Annotated in this window: 15 protein-coding genes; 9 read left to right on the top strand and 6 right to left on the bottom strand. The window is 56.0% G+C overall.

The window, feature by feature from the left end; translation table 11 throughout:
• From mnmE to PAE61_RS16110, 5 genes are read left to right on the top strand one after another with little or no spacing between them, the layout of a single operon-like run.
• On the top strand, nt 1-1,260 hold the full coding sequence (gene mnmE, locus PAE61_RS16090; RefSeq protein WP_271113355.1) for a tRNA uridine-5-carboxymethylaminomethyl(34) synthesis GTPase MnmE: 1,260 nt from the start codon (nt 1-3) through the stop codon (nt 1,258-1,260).
• A gap of 3 nt (nt 1,261-1,263) precedes the next feature.
• The gene (mnmG, locus tag PAE61_RS16095; RefSeq protein ID WP_271115177.1) at nt 1,264-3,117 is read left to right on the top strand and encodes a tRNA uridine-5-carboxymethylaminomethyl(34) synthesis enzyme MnmG; all 1,854 of its coding nucleotides are present in this window, start codon (nt 1,264-1,266) and stop codon (nt 3,115-3,117) included.
• On the top strand, nt 3,114-3,707 hold the full coding sequence (gene rsmG, locus PAE61_RS16100; protein WP_271113356.1) for a 16S rRNA (guanine(527)-N(7))-methyltransferase RsmG: 594 nt from the start codon (nt 3,114-3,116) through the stop codon (nt 3,705-3,707). The genes mnmG and rsmG overlap by 4 nt, the downstream gene beginning before the upstream one ends.
• Nucleotides 3,700-4,476 carry a ParA family protein gene (locus PAE61_RS16105; protein WP_271113357.1) on the top strand — a complete coding sequence of 259 codons (777 nt, stop codon included), beginning with the start codon at nt 3,700-3,702 and terminating at the stop codon, nt 4,474-4,476. Before rsmG ends, PAE61_RS16105 begins: the two co-directional genes overlap by 8 nt.
• Entirely contained in the window at nt 4,476-5,357 is an 882-nt protein-coding gene (locus PAE61_RS16110) for a ParB/RepB/Spo0J family partition protein (RefSeq protein ID WP_271113358.1), read from the top strand. Before PAE61_RS16105 ends, PAE61_RS16110 begins: the two co-directional genes overlap by 1 nt.
• On the opposite strand, the gene PAE61_RS16115 is transcribed toward PAE61_RS16110, so the two are convergent.
• The 4 genes from PAE61_RS16115 to rph form a co-directional block, all read right to left on the bottom strand.
• On the bottom strand, nt 5,354-5,707 hold the full coding sequence (locus PAE61_RS16115; protein WP_271113359.1) for a YbaN family protein: 354 nt from the start codon (nt 5,705-5,707) through the stop codon (nt 5,354-5,356). The two genes, PAE61_RS16110 and PAE61_RS16115, sit on opposite strands and share 4 nt — an antisense overlap.
• Entirely contained in the window at nt 5,707-6,861 is a 1,155-nt protein-coding gene (gene hemW, locus PAE61_RS16120) for a radical SAM family heme chaperone HemW (RefSeq protein WP_271115178.1), read from the bottom strand. Before hemW ends, PAE61_RS16115 begins: the two co-directional genes overlap by 1 nt.
• A 153-nt stretch (nt 6,862-7,014) precedes the next feature.
• Nucleotides 7,015-7,623, bottom strand: a complete 609-nt coding sequence (gene rdgB, locus PAE61_RS16125) for an RdgB/HAM1 family non-canonical purine NTP pyrophosphatase (protein ID WP_271113360.1) — start codon at nt 7,621-7,623, stop codon at nt 7,015-7,017.
• Nucleotides 7,623-8,333 carry a ribonuclease PH gene (rph, locus tag PAE61_RS16130; RefSeq protein ID WP_271113361.1) on the bottom strand — a complete coding sequence of 237 codons (711 nt, stop codon included), beginning with the start codon at nt 8,331-8,333 and terminating at the stop codon, nt 7,623-7,625. Before rph ends, rdgB begins: the two co-directional genes overlap by 1 nt.
• A 62-nt stretch (nt 8,334-8,395) precedes the next feature.
• Between rph and hrcA the strand changes: the two genes are divergently transcribed.
• From hrcA to PAE61_RS16145, 3 genes are read left to right on the top strand one after another with little or no spacing between them, the layout of a single operon-like run.
• Nucleotides 8,396-9,448, top strand: a complete 1,053-nt coding sequence (hrcA, locus tag PAE61_RS16135; RefSeq protein WP_271113362.1) for a heat-inducible transcriptional repressor HrcA — start codon at nt 8,396-8,398, stop codon at nt 9,446-9,448.
• 5 nt (nt 9,449-9,453) lie between these two features.
• Entirely contained in the window at nt 9,454-10,005 is a 552-nt protein-coding gene (locus PAE61_RS16140) for a nucleotide exchange factor GrpE (protein WP_434803085.1), read from the top strand.
• Nucleotides 10,006-10,039: 34 nt separating this feature from the next.
• Nucleotides 10,040-10,666, top strand: a complete 627-nt coding sequence (locus PAE61_RS16145; RefSeq protein WP_271113363.1) for an ATP-dependent Clp protease proteolytic subunit — start codon at nt 10,040-10,042, stop codon at nt 10,664-10,666.
• Between the two features lie 125 nt (nt 10,667-10,791).
• On the opposite strand, the gene metK is transcribed toward PAE61_RS16145, so the two are convergent.
• Entirely contained in the window at nt 10,792-11,979 is a 1,188-nt protein-coding gene (metK, locus tag PAE61_RS16150; RefSeq protein WP_271113364.1) for a methionine adenosyltransferase, read from the bottom strand.
• A gap of 4 nt (nt 11,980-11,983) precedes the next feature.
• Nucleotides 11,984-13,375, bottom strand: coding sequence for an adenosylhomocysteinase (gene ahcY, locus PAE61_RS16155; RefSeq protein ID WP_271113365.1), 1,392 nt, complete (start codon nt 13,373-13,375; stop codon nt 11,984-11,986).
• A gap of 122 nt (nt 13,376-13,497) precedes the next feature.
• On the opposite strand from ahcY, the gene PAE61_RS16160 reads away from it, so the two are divergent.
• Nucleotides 13,498-14,424, top strand: coding sequence for a glucokinase (locus PAE61_RS16160; RefSeq protein ID WP_271113366.1), 927 nt, complete (start codon nt 13,498-13,500; stop codon nt 14,422-14,424).
• The last annotated feature ends 66 nt before the right edge of the window (nt 14,425-14,490 follow it).

Raw genomic sequence — 14,490 nt, forward strand, 5'->3', positions numbered from 1 at the left:
GTGTCTACGATTTTTGCAGAAGCGACTCCGGCGGGGCGGGGTGGGGTCTCGATTATTCGACTGAGCGGGCCCGAATCGCGAAGAGTTGCTGAGGAACTTGCGGGACCGCTGCCGAGGCCCCGTGAAGCTTATTATCGGACAGCAAAGGATGGCAGCGATCTGATTGATCGCTGCCTTGTCATTCGTTTTGACGCGGGTTCGAGTTTTACCGGCGAGGATAGTTGTGAGTTTCAACTGCATGGTGCTCCGGTTGTTGTTCGGCGCCTGGAAGCGGCGCTGCGTGACAGAGGTTTGCGGCGGGCAGATCCGGGAGAGTTTACACTTCGGGCTTTTCTGTCAGGACGGTTGGATCTGGCCCAGGTCGAGGGACTGGCTGATCTGCTGGAAGCTGAGACGGAAGATCAGCGAAAGCTTGCAGCTGCGGCGAGTGAGGGTGCTCTTGGTAAGCTGGCAGAAATCTGGCGGGAGGATCTCATTTTAGTGGGGTCATTGCTGACGGCGGCAATTGATTTTGCCGATGAAGAGATACCGGATGACGTGACCGCAGAGGTCGATCATATTCTGGAACGGACACGGCTTTCGATCTCGGAACAACTTTCTGGATTTCCGGCAAGCGAACGTTTGAGGATTGGTTTTGAGGTGGCGATTATCGGCGTTCCAAATGCAGGGAAATCGTCTCTGATGAATGTGATTGCGGGTCGGGATATTGCGATAGTGACTGAACAGGAGGGAACGACTCGTGATATTGTGGAGTTTCGGGCGGATCTGAAGGGACTGCCGGTGACTTTTCTTGATACGGCAGGCATCCGGGAAAGCAACGATATCGTTGAGAGGTTGGGTATCGAGAAAGCTGCGGAACGAGCTAAGGGGTCTGATCTGAGGATCTTCCTTGGGGTGGTTCCTGATAAAGCTTTGGCTTTAGCAAAAGACGATGATGTCTTTATCGATACGCGGCGCGATCTGACGGGCGATCCTAGTGCCGTGTCAGGTTTAACCGGCGAAGGGGTTGATCAACTTTTGGATCGGATTCATGAAGTTCTTAGAGAAAGGGTTTCCCGCGCAAGTTTGGTGAGCCATTCGCGACAGGCTGATGCTATGCAGGCTGCGCTTGATGCGCTTCATGTGGAGGACGCCGCAGATACTGAGATCATCGCGGAAGCTGTGCGTGAGGCAGTGCATCATTTAAAAAGACTGGTTGGAAAGATTGACACGGAAGATTATCTTGACCGCGTCTTCAGTACTTTCTGTATCGGGAAATAAGGACTGTTTCACGTGAAACAATCAGATGTTATTGTGATAGGTGGAGGTCACGCGGGAACCGAGGCGGCTGCGGCCGCTGCGCGGTTAGGTCGGCGTGTTATCCTTATTACTATGTCGAAAAATGACATTGGAACGATGTCCTGTAATCCGGCGATTGGTGGTTTAGGCAAGGGACATTTGGTCCGCGAAATTGATGCTTTAGATGGGTTGATGGGTCGCCTAGCGGATGCCGCTGGAATCCAGTTTCGACTTCTGAACAGACGAAAGGGTGCCGCAGTTCAGGGACCCAGAACGCAGGCGGATCGGTCGAAATATCGTAATGCAGCGATGTCTGCGATACAAAGTTATCAAAATCTTGAGATCATTTATGGTGAGGTAACGGAGCTTATCGTAAGGGGGCCGAGAGTTTCTGGTGTTCGTCTTGCTACTGGCGAAGAAATTGTTTCAAAGGCGGTAATTCTGACCACTGGCACATTTTTAAACGGCACAATCCACATAGGGGACGTGCAAAAACCGGCTGGAAGATATGGCGATAAAAACTCTTCTCGACTTGCTGCATTTATTCATCATCTAGGTGTGCCTCTTGGGCGTTTGAAAACGGGCACGCCGCCGCGCCTTAGTGGTCGAACAATTGATTGGGATATTTTGCAGCGGCAGGCCGCTGATGATAGCCCGGAAATGCTGTCATTTCTTTCGGATCGTCCCGCTCTTCCACAAATAAGTTGTGGAATTACGCATACCAACCTTACGACGCATGGGATTATTCAGAAAAATATATCACGCTCGGCAATGTATGGAGGGCACATCGAGGGGCGCGGTCCGCGCTACTGCCCTTCGATCGAGGACAAGATTCATAGATTTTCTGATAAAGATTCGCACCAGATCTTTCTTGAGCCCGAGGGGCTTGAGAGCGATGTGATTTACCCCAATGGTATATCGACATCGCTGCCGGTTGATGTGCAGGTGAATTATGTTCAATCGATCATCGGCCTTGAGAGTGCTAAGATTTTGCAGCCTGGCTATGCCGTAGAATACGACTATGTAGACCCAAGGAACCTACTGCCAACGCTTCAACTTGCTGAAGTGGAAGGACTCTATCTTGCCGGGCAGATAAACGGAACGACGGGCTATGAAGAGGCTGGTGCGCAGGGTCTGGTGGCGGGTGTTAACGCGTCGCTAGAAGAACCGGTCATTTTCTCACGCACGGATTCTTATATCGGCGTTATGATAGACGACCTGACAACCCGGGGTGCGACTGAACCGTATCGGATGTTTACATCACGTGCGGAATATAGATTAAGCTTGCGTGCTGATAATGCTGACCAACGCTTAACTGCGATGGGTCGAAATGTGGGATTGGTTCAAGATATGCGCTGGCGGTCTTATTTAGAGAAGATGAATGAGCTTAACGCAGCAGAAAATTGGCTAAGATCAGAGAAATACTCTGGAAATGCGCTTCAGGTTCTAGATCGTCCAATTGGCCGTGATGGCAGGAAGCGAAGCGCATATGAATTGCTTTCTGAAAAAAACATAGAAATTTCGGACATTAAAGCTCTCGATAACACTATGCCCGCCTGGTCAGAAGCGGTGCAGAAGCAAGTGAAAATCAATGCAACTTATGCACAATACGAAGAACGTCAACGCCGCGAAGCAGAAGCCCTTAAAAAAGATGAAGGTGTTCTTCTTGATCGGAACACGAAATATTCCGACATACCCGGACTATCTGGCGAACTTCGAGAAAAGCTCTCCTTGCGGCGCCCGAACACAATAGCTGCGGCCGCTCGCATAGAAGGCATGACGCCGGCAGCCCTTTCGTTGCTGGTTGCCCTCAGCCGTAAAAAGAGCTCCAACGGATGAATGTTTCACGTGAAACAGATGTTCTGCTGAACGAATATTCGACTCTCATAAAAAAATGGAACCCAGCAATAAATTTGGTTGCGGAAAACAGTCTGAGCGAAATTAAAATACGTCATATTGCTGATTCTGCGCAATTGCTCGACCTTGCGAATCCTACTGAAGGAAGCTGGACCGATCTTGGAAGCGGTGGCGGCTTTCCAGGTATGGTTCTGTCTATTCTGACCCAGCCTCGAAAGCTTACAGTAACGCTTGTCGAAAGTGATAGGCGAAAAGCTGCCTTCCTGAGAACGGTGCGTCGCCAACTTGGATTACGCAACCTACGCATAGAGACGTGCAGAATTGAGGCACTTCCGCCGCTTAAAAGCAACTATCTCAGTGCCCGTGCTTTGGCTTCGATTGATAAGCTTCTCGATTTTACCCCAGACCAACTTGCCGTGGAGGGTGAACTTTGGTTACTGAAGGGCAAACAATGGCGCGACGAGGTCCGTGTAGCAAAAAATAAATGGTCCTTCGATTACGATACTTTCGAAAGTGCGACCGACTCGGAATCTGTTGTCATCAGGCTGAGGAACGTTAAGCGAAATGACTAAACCAACAATTATCGCTATTGCGAACCAAAAGGGCGGGGTTGGAAAAACTACGACCGCGGTGAATTTAGGCGCAGGCCTTGCGGCACGCGGTCTTAAAACGCTGATCATTGACCTGGATCCACAAGGGAATGCATCGACCGGGGTAGGGTGTTCGGTCAGAGGCCGCGAACTCACCTCCTATGATCTGCTCGCGGGCCGGATCACTCTTCCTGAGGTTGTCATTGATACCAATATAGACGGTTTGAAACTTGTCCCGTCGACGCCGGACCTCAGCTCGGCAGATATTGATTTCTCGGCCCTTCCAAATCGAATCCGGCTGATGAAAGCTGCCCTCAGCGCGGAACAGGATTACAAATACATCTTAATCGACTGCCCGCCTGCATTGGGTCTTTTGACGGTTAATGCTCTGGTGGCTGCAGACACGGTACTCGTACCCTTGCAGGCAGAATTTTACGCGCTTGAGGGTCTTTCCCAACTCTTGATGACGGTCAGAGAAGTCCGGCAAGGCGCAAACCCTGATCTCCGTGTCGATGGAGTGGTTTTGACGATGTATGACGGTCGCAACAATCTTTCCCAGCAAGTCGAAGCCGATGCGAGGGCAACGCTTGGTGAATTGGTTTACACAACCATTATCCCACGCAATGTCCGCATCTCCGAGGCTCCGTCGCACGGGCTTCCCGTAACCATTTATGACCCGGCCTCGGCTGGAAGTCGTGCCTATAACGCGCTGACCGGAGAGTTTCTCGACCGCCAAAAGGAAATAGCGTAATGAGCCAGAATAAACGTAGCAGCCTTGGACGCGGTCTGTCTGCCTTGATGGCCGATCTTCAGCCTGAGGGGGATACCAAAACCTCTGAGCCTCGCGCAGATACGATATCTGTTCCCACGGAACAAATTACTCCGAATCCCGACCAGCCAAGACGCGTTTTTGATCAAGCCTCGCTGGCCGAACTCGCGGATTCAATCCGAACTCGCGGGATCATCCAACCCCTTATCGTCCGCCGTCACCCGGATGATGCCCAGATTTATCAGATTGTTGCCGGGGAACGGCGATGGCGGGCCGCGCAGATGGCCCAACTGCATGAACTCCCCGTACTGGTCCGAGAATTCAGCGATGCCGAGATGCTCGAAGTCGCAATTATCGAGAATATTCAACGCGCTGACCTGAATGCTATCGACGAAGCGGCATCCTATAAGCAACTCATGACCCGCTTTGGTCATACTCAGGAAAAAGTCGCGGAAGCACTGGGCAAAAGCAGAAGCCATATTGCAAATCTCATGCGCCTTCTGAATCTTCCGGATCAAGTGCAGGAATGGGTTCGTGAGGAGAAGCTTTCTGCAGGCCATGCTCGTGCGCTCGTAACCGTGGATAATCCGACAGCGCTCGCCCGGAAGGTCATTGAAAAAGATTTGTCGGTTCGCGAAACCGAAGCTCTTGTCCGGAAAAAGCCCGAGCCTTCGACGCGATCCACGACCGCTCAGCCTGAAAAAGACGCCGATACCCGCGCACTCGAAGGTGACCTTTCGGCAACCCTTAAGATGCGCGTCCAGATCCGGCATTCAGGTACGGATGGTGGGCAGATGGTCATAACCTATCGCGATCTGGAGCAGCTCGACAGGCTCTGCCAGACGCTCAGCGGTAATGCCTAGCTCTCGGGACGGGATATAATATATACCGAAACTGCGGCTAATATCGCGGCCTGAAATACAACCGCCTTATGCGCCACTCCAAGCGCTAGGGCGATGCCAATGCTTGCTGTCATGGCAACGACCGCAAAAATCTTGGCGGAGCGACGGATTGCACCGCGCTCTTCCCAACGTCTGATATCCGGGCCAAAAACGGGATGCGACAGCAGCTTTTGGTGGAGCCGTTCCGAGGATCGGCCAAACGCCCATAATGCGATCAGCAAGAACGGAACGGTCGGAACGATCGGAAGAAACGCCCCGATTGCAGAAAAACTAACGGCGACCCAACCGACACAAAGATAAATCCACCGCATTATCCAGCCATCTCACGCAAGACATAGTTGAGGAGAGGGCAACCCTCAGAAGTCGCACGTATAATATCTCCGTCGAGTATAACCAAACCGTCCGACACCAGCCGCGACACGCGAGGTTCATCCAGCTTTCCGCCTTTGGCTTGGAAGCGTGTCAGATCCATACCCTCGGCAAGGCGCATCGACATCAAAAGATACTCCGTCGCGACCTCCTCTTGCGAAAGTAGCTCAGCAGAAATGTCACCACTGCCAAGCCGTTCAACTCGATCCAGCCAGGCTTCCGGCATCGGTTCAGCCACGGTCGCATATCGGTCTTGCAATTGATCTGTGATGCGACCATGCGCACCTGGCCCAATTGCCGCCCAATCCCCTTGTCGCCAATAGATCAGATTATGCCGCGATTCAGAACCCGCAGCAGCATGATTTGAAATCTCGTAAGCCGGCATGCCATGCGCCGCCAGAACATCCTGAGTCTCGAAATACATATCGGCGGACACATCGTCATCCGGCAGACCCCGCAGCTTTCCGGCCTTGTGCCTCGCTGCGAAAACAGTCCCGTCCTCAATTGTCAGCTGATACAGAGACAGATGATCGACCGCCATGCTCAGCGCCTCGGTTAACTCGGTACGCCAAGACGCAAGATCCTGATCCTGCCTTGCATAGATCAGATCGAAGCTCACCCTGGCAAAATTCGCCTTGGCAATGTCGAAAGCACGCCGCGCCTCGGCAAGATTATGCATCCGCCCGAGCCGCCGCAGATCGTCATCGTTCAATGCCTGCACACCAAGCGACAAGCGGTTAACGCCAGCCTGCGCGTAGCCCGCAAAGCGACCCGCATCGACACTGCCGGGATTCGCCTCCATGCTGATCTCGATATCGTTGGCGAAAATCCATTCCTGCCCTGCCGCCTCGATCACCGCTGACACGATATCAGGCTGCATTAGCGACGGAGTACCGCCGCCGAAGAAAATGCTGCGCAGCACCCTGCCTTTGGTTTCCATGCCGACGCGGGCAATCTCGCGGCGATAACCCTCTGCCCATCGCGTATGGTCTATAGAAGTCGCAACATGGCTGTTAAAATCGCAATACGGACATTTTGAGGCACAAAAGGGCCAGTGCACGTAAAGACCGAAGCCAGCACTTTGCCAGTCGCTGATCATTGCCGAAGAAATATTCTAACGGATTGTTTTATATCACTTAATGGCAGGAAAACATCACCGCTGCCGCAAGCCCCGCGAAGCGTAGGTGCCAAACCAGCGACAAGCACATTGCGGCCCACCGCAGCCCCGACAAGGCAACAGGAGAAACCGCTAGGCAAAGCAAGCCTCCAGCATCTTCCCGACGGCCACCGCCCGGTGAGAGATCCTGTTCTTCGCCTCGGCGCTCATTTCGCCCAGAGTCATGTCGGAACCATCCGGGATAAAGATCGGATCGTAACCATGCCCCTCGGCCCCCCGAGGCGGCCATGTGACCTGACCTGGAAGTGTACCCACGAATACCTCGTCATGCCCATCCGGCCAGGCAAGAACCAATGTGCAGTTGAACTGCGCCAGACGCGGCGACGGAGCTTTACGCTCTTCAAGCTCGCGCCATGTCCTCTCCATCGCCATGCCGAAATCGCGACCCTGACCCGTCTCGGCCCAGTCGGCGGTATACACACCCGGAGCGCCGTCAAGCGCGTCGACACTGATGCCGCTATCATCCGCAAGTGCAGGCAGCCCCGTCGCCTTCACGGCAGCATGCGCCTTGATCCGGGCATTGCCGACGAAGTTATCCTCGGTTTCGACGGGTTCGGGCAGGGACATTTCGGCTGCCCCGACAACCTCGACACCGTAGGGGCGAAGAAGTGCACGCATCTCGTCCAGCTTCCCTGCATTATGGGTGGCGATAAGCAGCCTTTTCCCGTCGAAGCGCCGCATCAGATCGCTGCCTTCTGTGCCGCAACAAGCTCGGCCACGCCCTGCTCGGCCAGATCGACCAGCCCATTCATCTGATCGCGACTGAAGGTTGCACCCTCTGCCGACATCTGAATCTCAATTAGGCGCCCGCTTCCGGTCATCACGAAATTCCCGTCAGTCCCGGCCTCGCTGTCCTCGGCATAGTCCAGATCAAGCACCGACTGGCCTGCGTAAATACCGCAAGAGACCGCCGCAACGTGGTCGGTCAGGGGATCCATGCTGATCATCCCCGCCTTGAGCAGCTTGTTCACCGCAAGACGAAGCGCGACCCATCCGCCGGTGATCGAGGCGCAACGCGTCCCGCCATCGGCCTGAATGACGTCGCAATCGACAACGATCTGACGCTCACCCAACGCCTGACGATCGACGCCCGCGCGAAGCGATCTTCCGATAAAGCGCTGAATTTCAACAGTTCTTCCGCCCTGCTTTCCCGCCGTAGCTTCCCGGCGTGTTCGCGTATTCGTCGCCCTTGGCAGCATTCCGTATTCAGCAGTGACCCAGCCAAGCCCCGAGCCGCGCAAAAAAGGTGGAATCTTCTCCTCAATACTGGCAGTGCAGATGACATGCGTGCCGCCTATCTTGATCAGACAAGAGCCCTCGGCATGTGCCATGACGCCGGTCTCGATTGAAATCGGCCGCATTTCGCTTAAGTTTCGGCCCGAAGGACGCATCGGATTTCCTTTCCTGCTTCGGCATCCAGATACAGGCCCGCCAAGGACGGACGCAACCCCACATGACCACGCGCCCGCTGCTAGATGAACTGAACGACCGCTCGCGAGAGGTGTTTCGCCGGGTGGTCGAAGCCTATCTTCAGACCGGAGAGCCTGTCGGCTCGCGGACCCTTACCCGCGACATGACCGAAAAAGTCAGCGCCGCGACGATCCGCAATGTCATGCAGGATCTGGAGTATCTGGGCCTTCTGGACGCACCCCACATCTCGGCGGGGCGGAGGCCGACCCAGCAGGGCCTCAGGCTGTTCGTGGATGGTCTGATGGAGGTGGATCCGGTCGCCCCGACGGATCGGGCGCGAATTGAGGAAACGATGGGTGACAGCGGCGATGTTACGGCGCTGCTGGATCGTGTCGGCGGCGCACTTTCCTCGCTTACGCATGGGGCGAGTCTGGTTCTGACCCCTAAGCACGAAGCGCCGCTCCGCCATATCGAATTTGTCAGTCTGGCGGCGGATCGTGCCCTGGTGGTTCTGGTCTTCTCGGATGGGCATGTCGAGAACCGCCTGTTCACACCGCCTCCGGGCCAGACGCCGTCCTCGATGCGTGAGGCTGGGAATTTCCTGAATGCGCTTGCCGAGGGGCGCACGCTCAGCGAGTTGCGCGAGCAGATCGTCCGCGAAATCTCTCATCGTCGGCAAGAGCTGGATTCTCTGGCCGCCGTCATGATCGAGCAGGGCCTTGCCACATGGGAAAGCGATGACAGCGATGCGCGGCTTATCGTCAGGGGCCGCGCGAATCTGATCGGTGAGGAAACCGCAGATATCGACCGGATCCGCGAGCTGTTCGATGACCTCGAACGCAAGCGCGACATTGCCCAGTTTCTCGATCTGACCGAGGGCGGCGACGGTGTGCGCATTTTCATCGGATCCGAGAACAAGCTTTTTTCACTTTCGGGTTCCTCTCTGGTGGTTTCTCCCTATATGAACTCCGACCGGAAGATTATTGGCGCGGTAGGGGTGATCGGCCCGACACGGCTGAACTATGGGCGTATCGTGCCGATTGTCGATTACACTGCGCAACTGGTCGGGCGTGTTCTGTCCGGCCTGAAAGGATAAGAAGGATGAGCGATCAAAAGCCTGAAGCACAGCCGCCCGAAGAGCTGCCCCTCGATGAGGATTTCATGGATCCGCTGGCCGATCCCGATGCCGAGCTGCAACGCCTGACGGAAGAGCGGGATGAGATGCGCGACCGCTTCATGCGCGCTCTTGCCGATGCGGAAAACGCACGCAAGCGGGCCGATAAAGAGCGTCGGGATGCCGAGCAATATGGCGGTACGCGTCTGGCCCGGGATTTGCTGCCCGTCTATGATCACCTGCACCGCGCCATCGACGCTGTACCAGAGGATCAGCGCAGCACGAATGCCGCATTGCTTGAAGGTGTCGAGCTGACGCTGAGAGAGCTTGGAAATGTCTTCGGCAAGCACGGGATCACGGTGCTGCGCCCCGAAATCGGCACGAAATTCGATCCTGAGCTTCACGAGGCCATGTTCGAAGCCGCCATTCCGGATACATCCGCAGGCGACATCATTCAGCTCATGGAGCCTGGCTTCATGCTGCATGACCGCCTGCTGCGCCCGGCCAAGGTCGGCGTCAGCTCGACGCCTGCCAAGTGAACCGCGCTGAATATAACTGAACCGAGAGGACCATATGCCCCAGATCCGGCTTGACGACGAAGATGACGACCAGCCCGAAGACAACAAGCCGAAAGAGCCTGGCCTCGGCCTTCCGGACGCCGATAATATCGGCAAGCTGTATTTCAAATCCCGCAACGTGATCGTGGCAGGGGCGATCAACGACAAGCTGGCGCAGCGCACAGTGGCCCATCTTCTTGCGCTCGCGGAAGAAAGCGACGATCCGATCACCATGCTGATCTCTTCACCGGGCGGCCATGTCGAATCCGGTGACATGATCCATGACATGATCAAGTTCATCCGCCCGACCGTGCGCTGCATCGGTTCTGGTTGGGTGGCGTCGGCGGGTGCTCTGATTTTCGTGGGCGCAGCCCGTGAAAACCGCTTCTGCCTGCCGAATACGCGGTTCCTGCTGCACCAGCCCTCGGGTGGCATTGGCGGCACCTCGTCCGACATGATGATCCAGGCCGAGCAGGTCCGGCTGATGCGCGAGCGCCTCAACCAGATCTTCGCCGATGCAACCGGACAGACTCTTGAGCGTATCGAGAAGGACACGCAGAGGGATTTCTGGCTGAACACACAGGAGGCGCTGGATTATGGCCTTCTGGGCAAGGTGATCCGCTCGGTCGATGAGCTGGACTAGCAGCCGGAGAGGTTGGGTAAACGAAAAGGGGCGGCCTTGCGGGGCCGCCCCTTTCAATTTCCGGGATCAGCGAAGGCGGAACCGCCGATGGATATTTCTACCAGGATGAAACGAGCCGGGACGGCTTAAATTGCCGCCTTCAGCGCCTCTGCCTTGTCGGTCGCTTCCCATGTATAGCCGGTATGGGTTTTCCCGGCATAGCTGATCTGCTCGGGCTCCTTGCCGAAATGACCATAGGTCGAGGTCGACCGATAGATCGGATGCAGCAGGTCCAACCCTCCGATGATCGCATAGGGACGCAGGTCGAAAACCTCACGAACTGCGGCGATGATCTTGTCAACCGGGACAGTTTCGGTGCTGAAGCAGTTCAGCGAAATCGAGGTCGGCTCGGCGACACCGATGGCATAGCTGACCTGAATTTCGCAACGCTTGGCAAGCCCCGCCGCAACGATATTCTTCGCGACCCAACGACCTGCATACGCGGCAGAGCGGTCAACCTTGGACGGGTCCTTGCCGGAGAACGCACCGCCGCCATGCCGCGACATCCCGCCATATGTATCGACGATGATTTTCCGCCCTGTCAGCCCGCAATCCCCGACCGGTCCGCCAATGACGAACTTGCCGGTCGGGTTGATGAAATATTTCGTATCCGCCGACAGCCATTCCGTGGGAAGGACCGGCTTGATGATTTCCTCGATGACCGCTTCGCGCAGATCCTCAAGCGAAATATCGGGATTATGCTGCGTGGACAGAACCACCGCATCAACCGCTTCGGGGCGGCCATCGCTGCCATAGCGGAAGGTTACCTGCGATTTCGCATCGGGACGCAGCCAGTCAAGCGTTCCGTCCCGGCGCACCTGCGACTGCCGCTGAACCAGCCGGTGCGCATAGGTGATCGGGGCGGGCATCAGCACATCCGTTTCGTCGGAGGCATAGCCGAACATCAGACCCTGATCCCCTGCGCCCTGCTCTTCCAGCGAGGAGCGATCGACGCCCTGATTGATCTCGGGCGACTGCTTCCCGATGATATTGATGACCGAGCAGGTGGACCCGTCAAAACCGACCTCGGACGAGGTATAGCCGATATCGTTGATGACATCGCGCACGATGGATTCGAGATCGACCCATGCAGAGGTGGTAATCTCACCCGAGATAATCGCAACGCCGGTCTTGACCATCGTTTCGCATGCAACGCGAGCGCGTGGATCCTCGGCAATGATGGCATCAAGCACCGCATCGGAAATCTGGTCGGCAATCTTGTCGGGATGACCCTCGGACACCGACTCCGAGGTAAAAACGTTATATTCGCTCATTTTCTCAGTACCGGTAATGATCTGATTTGAAAGGCCCGTCGGTTGTGACGCCGATGTAATCCGCCTGCTCAGCCGTCAGCCTGGTCAGCTTTGCTCCGACCTTGTCCAGATGCAGCATGGCAACTTTCTCATCCAGATGTTTCGGAAGGATATAGACGCCCGGCGCGTATTCATCGCCTTTGGTAAAGAGTTCGATCTGCGCCAGAACCTGATTGGTAAAACTGGCGGACATCACGAAAGAGGGATGGCCGGTCGCGTTGCCCAAATTCAGCAGGCGGCCCTGGCTGAGCAGGATGATCCGGTTGCCGGAGGGCATCTCGATCATGTCCACCTGGTCCTTGATATTGGTCCATTTGTGGTTCTTCAGCGCTGCGACCTGAATTTCATTGTCGAAATGGCCGATATTGCCGACAATCGCCATGTCCTTCATGTCGCGCATATGTTCCAGACGGATGACGTCCTTATTGCCCGTGGTCGTCACGAAGATGTCGGCGGTGCTGACCACCTCTTCCAGCGTTACCACCTCAAACCCGTCCATTGCGGCCTGCAGGGCGCATATCGGGTCAACCTCGGTTACCTTGACCCGCGCTCCGGCACCGGCGAGCGAGGCGGCGGAACCTTTGCCGACATCGCCATAACCGCAGACAACGGCGACCTTGCCGGCCATCATCACGTCGGTGGCGCGGCGGATACCGTCGACCAGCGACTCCTTGCAGCCGTATTTATTGTCGAATTTCGACTTGGTGACGCTGTCATTGACGTTGATCGCCGGGAAGGGCAGCAGACCTTTTTTGTGCAGATCGTACAGACGGTGTACACCGGTCGTCGTCTCCTCGGACACGCCGCCAATGGCATCCCGCTGCCGGGTGAACCAGCCGGGGCTTTCTTCAAGCCGCTTGCGGATCTGGGCAAAAAGCGCCTCTTCCTCTTCGCTGGTGGGAGAGGCGATCAGATCTTTTTCGCCGGCCTCTACGCGAGCGCCCAGAAGAATATACAGCGTTGCGTCGCCGCCATCGTCCAGAATCATATTGGCGGTGCCGTCGGCAAAGCGGAAGATCTGGTCAGTGTAGGACCAGTATTCTTCCAGCGTCTCGCCCTTGATCGCGAAGACCGGAACGCCGGATGCCGCGATGGCTGCTGCGGCGTGATCCTGCGTCGAGTAGATGTTGCACGAGGCCCAGCGGACATCCGCCCCCAATGCGACCAGGGTTTCGATCAGCACCGCAGTCTGCACGGTCATATGCAGACTGCCTGCGATGCGCGCACCTTTAAGCGGCTTGGAGTCACCATATTCTTTACGCAGCGCCATAAGGCCCGGCATTTCGGTTTCCGCGATATCGAGCTCTTTCCGGCCGAAATCCGCCAGAGAGAGATCCTTGATGATATAGTCGTTCATTAAGAGGCCCCTGAGATGCTGAAAAGGCGATAGCACCGAGGTTGTAAAAATACAATGAAGCTGGGGCGCTTGCGCGACACCGGAGGCTGGCGTATCGCATGCTCATTAAAAGGAGGATGAGCATGGCGATACTTCTGGCGGATGTTGGCGGGACGAATGCGCGTCTGGCTTTGGCTCGGAACGGTGTTATCGACGGCAGCAGTATCACCAGATATCGCGGTGACGATTATTCCAGCTTCGATGCTGTTGTGCAGACATTTCTAGCCGAACAGGAAAATCCGCGCCTCAGCGCCGTTTGCGTGGCGGTCGCCGGGCCGGTATCCGGCGGGGTGGCCAGTCTGACCAATCGGGACTGGGATTTTTCGGAAAACCGCCTTGCGCGGCTGACCGATGCGGATCATGTCCGGCTGATCAACGATCTTATGGCGCTTGGTTATGCGACGCCCCGGCTTGGCGCCGAAGGTGTTTCGCTTCTTCGCGCCGCGCCAGCCAGCCGGTCGCGGAACGGTCAGTCCCTTGTGGTCGGAGCGGGCACCGGTTTCAATGTCTGCGGCGTTCAGACCCTGCCCGGTGGTGGCATCAGTTGTCAGGAGGCAGAGGAGGGTCATACCAGCCTTCCCGCAAATATCGCCGGTCGGCTCAGCGACCGGGTCGGTATCAAGGCCATGCTGGATTTCTTTTCTACCGAAGAGACATTCGCCGGACGCGGGCTTGCCCGGCTGCACACGGCGCTTCATGGCAAGGAGGTGCGGAATTCCGAAGAAATTTCAACCGCCGCCATGCAGGGAGATGCAGAGGCCGAGGAAACCTATGCTCTTTTTACCGAACTGTTCGGTCTTTTGCTGCGTGAGCTCTCGCTGCGGTTCATGCCTCTGGACGGTATTTTTCTGGCCGGTTCGGTTGCCCGCAGCTTTGCGCATCGGACGCAGCAACTGGAAGCGGCGTTTCTGGCCGAACCCTATATGCGGCATATCCCGGACAACACGCCTCTGTTGCTGATCCGCGACGATATGGCGGCATTACATGGCTGTCTTGCGGCGATTGCCTGATTTTTGCTTGTCCGCGGCAAGGATTTCTGGATTTTCTTTCCAGAAACTGCGAAAAAAACAGTATAA

Origin of the sequence: Paracoccus aerodenitrificans, from assembly GCF_027913215.1 — a bacterium.
GTDB classification, from domain to species: Bacteria; Pseudomonadota; Alphaproteobacteria; order Rhodobacterales; family Rhodobacteraceae; genus Paracoccus; species Paracoccus aerodenitrificans.